Origin of the sequence: Uliginosibacterium sp. TH139 (assembly GCF_002855595.1) — a bacterium.
Taxonomy (GTDB): Bacteria; Pseudomonadota; Gammaproteobacteria; order Burkholderiales; family Rhodocyclaceae; genus Uliginosibacterium; species Uliginosibacterium aquaticum.
This window is the reverse complement of the sequence record NZ_PKRR01000019.1, coordinates 1-5,527: the sequence shown is the minus strand read 5'-3', so window position 1 is coordinate 5,527 and position 5,527 is coordinate 1. Positions and strand designations below refer to the sequence as shown.

Sequence of the window (5,527 nt, the reverse complement as noted above, 5' to 3'; positions counted from 1 at the left end):
GTGTTTAAGGGGTGTAGAATGCGCCCCTCTCGCAAACGATGCAGCGCAGTAAAAAGCGTAGCAAAGAATGCAAAGCCCGGAAACGGGATGCTCTTTAAAAAATAGAACAACCGATAGGTGTGGGTACTTGGTCAGAGTGGCTGTCTTCGGATGGCTGCAAAAATGATTGAGTACTCAACACAAAGTCAGTAATGAATTTGAGTTGAGCTTTGAAAAGATTGAACTTAAGAGTTTGATCCTGGCTCAGATTGAACGCTGGCGGCATGCCTTACACATGCAAGTCGAACGGATCAGAGAGGCTTGCTTCTCTGGTTAGTGGCGAACGGGTGAGTAAAGCATCGGAACGTACCCAGTTGTGGGGGATAACGTAGCGAAAGTTACGCTAATACCGCATACGCACTGAGGTGGAAAGCGGGGGACCGAAAGGCCTCGCGCAATTGGAGCGGCCGATGTCGGATTAGCTAGTTGGTGAGGTAAAGGCTCACCAAGGCGACGATCCGTAGCTGGTCTGAGAGGACGACCAGCCACACTGGAACTGAGACACGGTCCAGACTCCTACGGGAGGCAGCAGTGGGGAATTTTGGACAATGGGCGAAAGCCTGATCCAGCCATGCCGCGTGAGTGAAGAAGGCCTTCGGGTTGTAAAGCTCTTTCAGACGGAAAGAAATCTTTCGGGTGAATATCCCGGAAGGATGACGGTACCGTAAGAAGAAGCACCGGCTAACTACGTGCCAGCAGCCGCGGTAATACGTAGGGTGCGAGCGTTAATCGGAATTACTGGGCGTAAAGCGTGCGCAGGCGGTTGCATAAGACAGATGTGAAATCCCCGGGCTCAACCTGGGAACTGCGTTTGTGACTGTGTAACTAGAGTACGGTAGAGGGGGGTGGAATTCCTGGTGTAGCAGTGAAATGCGTAGATATCAGGAGGAACATCGATGGCGAAGGCAGCCCCCTGGACCTGTACTGACGCTCATGCACGAAAGCGTGGGGAGCAAACAGGATTAGATACCCTGGTAGTCCACGCCCTAAACGATGTCGACTAGTTGTTCGGGAAGGTGACTTCTTGAGTAACGTAGCTAACGCGTGAAGTCGACCGCCTGGGGAGTACGGCCGCAAGGTTAAAACTCAAAGGAATTGACGGGGACCCGCACAAGCGGTGGATGATGTGGATTAATTCGATGCAACGCGAAAAACCTTACCTACCCTTGACATGCCTGGAAGTCTGCAGAGATGCGGATGTGCCTTCGGGAACCAGGACACAGGTGCTGCATGGCTGTCGTCAGCTCGTGTCGTGAGATGTTGGGTTAAGTCCCGCAACGAGCGCAACCCTTATCATTAGTTGCTACGCAAGGGCACTCTAATGAGACTGCCGGTGACAAACCGGAGGAAGGTGGGGATGACGTCAAGTCCTCATGGCCCTTATGGGTAGGGCTTCACACGTCATACAATGGTCGGTACAGAGGGTTGCCAAGCCGCGAGGTGGAGCTAATCCCAGAAAGCCGATCGTAGTCCGGATTGGAGTCTGCAACTCGACTCCATGAAGTCGGAATCGCTAGTAATCGCGGATCAGCATGTCGCGGTGAATACGTTCCCGGGTCTTGTACACACCGCCCGTCACACCATGGGAGTGGGTTTCACCAGAAGCAGGTAGCCTAACCGTAAGGGGGGCGCTTACCACGGTGGGATTCATGACTGGGGTGAAGTCGTAACAAGGTAGCCGTATCGGAAGGTGCGGCTGGATCACCTCCTTTCTAGAGCAAAGCTCTGGTCAAGTATCCACAACCTATCGGTTGTTTGATTAAGCAGTAGGGACTGGGAACACAAGTTCATTTAGAAATAAATGGCTTGCCTGAACACTGGCGCCCGGTCTGATACGGATCGGGTCAGTAGCTCAGTCGGTTAGAGCACCGTCTTGATAAGGCGGGGGTCGTAGGTTCGATTCCTACCTGACCCACCACGGAATGCACAGCGCTGTAAATGACAGCATGTGTCTGGGGGATTAGCTCAGCTGGGAGAGCACCTGCTTTGCAAGCAGGGGGTCGTCGGTTCGATCCCGTCATCCTCCACCAAGAAATTGGTAAAAGTCTCTGACTGAAGTTCCAAAGTGGTGATTAAGCCATGCGCAGCGAGTCTGCTCATAGCCTAGTCACTCTTTATGAGTGATCGGTTGTACTGCTCTTTAAAAATCTGGAAGGCAAATTAAACATCGATTGAAAGTCGATTGCAGGCAACTGCATGAAACTGACGATCGAATGGGTAGTGATTGCATCGGATTGTTGTTTGCGAACCAGCGGCAACAGTCCAACAAACGATGATGTGCTAGTTCGCCTGTAACTTCCTGGGAGTCTGACAAGATGACCCAGGGTTCAAAGTTATAGGATCAAGCGACTAAGTGCACGTGGTGGATGCCTTGGCGATTACAGGCGATGAAGGACGTGCAAGCCTGCGAAAAGCTGCGGGGAGCTGGCAATGAAGCTTTGATCCGCAGATGTCCGAATGGGGAAACCCACTCCGCAAGGAGTATCCCTGACTGAATACATAGGTCAGTGGAAGCGAACCGGGAGAACTGAAACATCTAAGTACCCCGAGGAAAAGAAATCAACCGAGATTCCCTGAGTAGTGGCGAGCGAACGGGGAAGAGCCTGTACGTGATAATTCAATTGTTAGCAGAACGGTCTGGAAAGTCCGGCGATAGTGGGTGATAGCCCCGTATGCGAAAACAATTGGATGGTACTGAGCGTACGACAAGTAGGGCGGGGCACGAGAAACCCTGTCTGAATATGGGGGGACCATCCTCCAAGGCTAAATACTCGTAATCGACCGATAGTGAACCAGTACCGTGAGGGAAAGGCGAAAAGAACCCCGGGAGGGGAGTGAAATAGATCCTGAAACCGCGTGCATACAAACAGTGGGAGCCTCGTAAGGGGTGACTGCGTACCTTTTGTATAATGGGTCAGCGACTTACGTTGTGTGGCGAGCTTAACCGAATAGGGGAGGCGTAGCGAAAGCGAGTCTGATAAGGGCGAATCAGTCGCACGGCGTAGACCCGAAACCAGATGATCTATCCATGGCCAGGATGAAGGTGCGGTAACACGTACTGGAGGTCCGAACCCACTAACGTTGAAAAGTTAGGGGATGAGCTGTGGATAGGGGTGAAAGGCTAAACAAATCTGGAGATAGCTGGTTCTCCCCGAAAACTATTTAGGTAGTGCGTCGTACGGACACTTGCGGGGGTAGAGCACTGTAATCGTTGAGGGGGTCATTGCGATCTACCTCGCGATAGCAAACTCCGAATACCGCAAAGTGATATACGGCAGACAGACAGTGGGTGCTAACGTCCATTGTCAAGAGGGAAACAACCCAGACCGCCAGCTAAGGTCCCAAATGCATAGTTAAGTGGAAAACGAGGTGGGAAGGCATAGACAGCTAGGAGGTTGGCTTAGAAGCAGCCACCCTTTAAAGAAAGCGTAATAGCTCACTAGTCGAGTCGTCCTGCGCGGAAGATGTAACGGGGCTCAAACTATGAACCGAAGCTGCGGATGCGTACTTAGTACGTGTGGTAGGGGAGCGTTCCGTAAGCCTGTGAAGGTGGATCGAGAGGTCTGCTGGAGGTATCGGAAGTGCGAATGCTGACATGAGTAGCGATAAAACGAGTGAAAAGCTCGTTCGCCGAAAGCCCAAGGTTTCCTACGCAACGTTCATCGGCGTAGGGTTAGTCGGCCCCTAAGGCGAGGCAGAAATGCGTAGTCGATGGGAAACAGGTGAATATTCCTGTACCGATTCTTGATGCGATGGGGGGACGGAGAAGGTTAGGCCAGCCAGGCGTTGGATGTCCTGGTTCAAGCCCGTAGTCGTGCCCGGTAGGCAAATCCGCCGGGCTTAGATGAGAGGTGATAACGAGTCTGCTTGCAGACGAAGTGGTTGATACCCTGCTTCCAGGAAAAGCCTCTAAGCTTCAGTCAAGAATCGACCGTACCGCAAACCGACACAGGTGGGCAGGTTGAAAATACCAAGGCGCTTGAGAGAACTCAGGAGAAGGAACTCGGCAAATTGATACCGTAACTTCGGGAGAAGGTATGCCTCTGTAGCTTGTAGATGAACAATCGAAGGGCGAAGAGGCCGCAGAGAATCGGTGGCTGCGACTGTTTATTAAAAACACAGCACTCTGCAAACACGAAAGTGGACGTATAGGGTGTGACGCCTGCCCGGTGCCGGAAGGTTAAGTGATGGGGTGCAAGCTCTTGATCGAAGCCCCGGTAAACGGCGGCCGTAACTATAACGGTCCTAAGGTAGCGAAATTCCTTGTCGGGTAAGTTCCGACCTGCACGAATGGCGTAACGATGGCCACACTGTCTCCTCCTGAGACTCAGCGAAGTTGAAATGTTTGTGAAGATGCAATCTCCCCGCGGCTAGACGGAAAGACCCCATGAACCTTTACTGCAGCTTTGCATTGGACTTTGACGGGACTTGTGTAGGATAGGTGGGAGGCTATGAGACCGGGACGCTAGTTCCGGAGGAGCCGTCCTTGAAATACCACCCTGGTGTCGTTGAGGTTCTAACCTTGGTCCGTGAATCCGGATCGGGGACCGTGCATGGTAGGCAGTTTGACTGGGGCGGTCTCCTCCCAAAGAGTAACGGAGGAGTACGAAGGTCTTCTAGGTACGGTCGGACATCGTACTGATAGCGCAATGGCAAAAGAAGGCTTGACTGCGAGACCCACAAGTCGAGCAGGTGCGAAAGCAGGTCATAGTGATCCGGTGGTTCTGTATGGAAGGGCCATCGCTCAACGGATAAAAGGTACTCTGGGGATAACAGGCTGATTCCGCCCAAGAGTTCACATCGACGGCGGAGTTTGGCACCTCGATGTCGGCTCATCACATCCTGGGGCTGTAGCCGGTCCCAAGGGTATGGCTGTTCGCCATTTAAAGTGGTACGCGAGCTGGGTTTAAAACGTCGTGAGACAGTTTGGTCCCTATCTGCCGTGGGCGTTGGAAGTTTGAGGGGGCCTGCTCCTAGTACGAGAGGACCGGAGTGGACGGATCTCTGGTGTACCGGTTGTGACGCCAGTCGCATTGCCGGGTAGCTAAATCCGGAAGAGATAAACGCTGAAAGCATCTAAGCGTGAAACTCGCCTCAAGATGAGACTTCCCTGGGACTTCGAGTCCCCTGAAGGGTCGTTCAAGACCAGGACGTTGATAGGTCAGGTGTGGAAGCGCAGTAATGCGTTAAGCTAACTGATACTAATTGCCCGTGCGGCTTGATCCTATAACCCTGAACACATTACAAGCGAACCCGACTTTTACGTCGGATACACATCGCGCAATCATCACCCATACCAATTTGCCTTCCAGCACACCTTCGTGACCCAAGCAGCGCGCTCGCGTCACGAAGCACAAGTTATAGTCTGACGACCATAGCGTTTCGGCTCCACCCCTTCCCATCCCGAACAGGACCGTGAAACGAAACCGCGCCGATGATAGTGTGGTCCGCCCATGCGAAAGTAGGTCATCGTCAGACTACCCCATAC

At 52.7% G+C, this 5,527-nt stretch carries 2 tRNA genes and 3 rRNA genes; all 5 read left to right on the top strand.

What is annotated here, in order from left to right:
• Positions 1–220 precede the first annotated feature (220 nt).
• The 5 genes from C0V76_RS19395 (at position 221) to rrf (ending at position 5,517) form a co-directional block, all read left to right on the top strand.
• Positions 221–1,751 (top strand): 16S ribosomal RNA (locus C0V76_RS19395).
• Between the two features lie 129 nt (positions 1,752–1,880).
• Positions 1,881–1,957 (top strand) — tRNA-Ile (locus C0V76_RS19390).
• A gap of 36 nt (positions 1,958–1,993) precedes the next feature.
• Positions 1,994–2,069 (top strand) — tRNA-Ala (locus C0V76_RS19385).
• Between the two features lie 309 nt (positions 2,070–2,378).
• Positions 2,379–5,265, top strand: a 23S ribosomal RNA gene (locus C0V76_RS19380).
• Between the two features lie 138 nt (positions 5,266–5,403).
• Positions 5,404–5,517 (top strand): 5S ribosomal RNA (gene rrf / locus C0V76_RS19375).
• The 16S, 23S and 5S rRNA genes sit together here with 2 tRNA genes alongside, the layout of an rRNA operon.
• Positions 5,518–5,527: the final 10 nt, after the last annotated feature.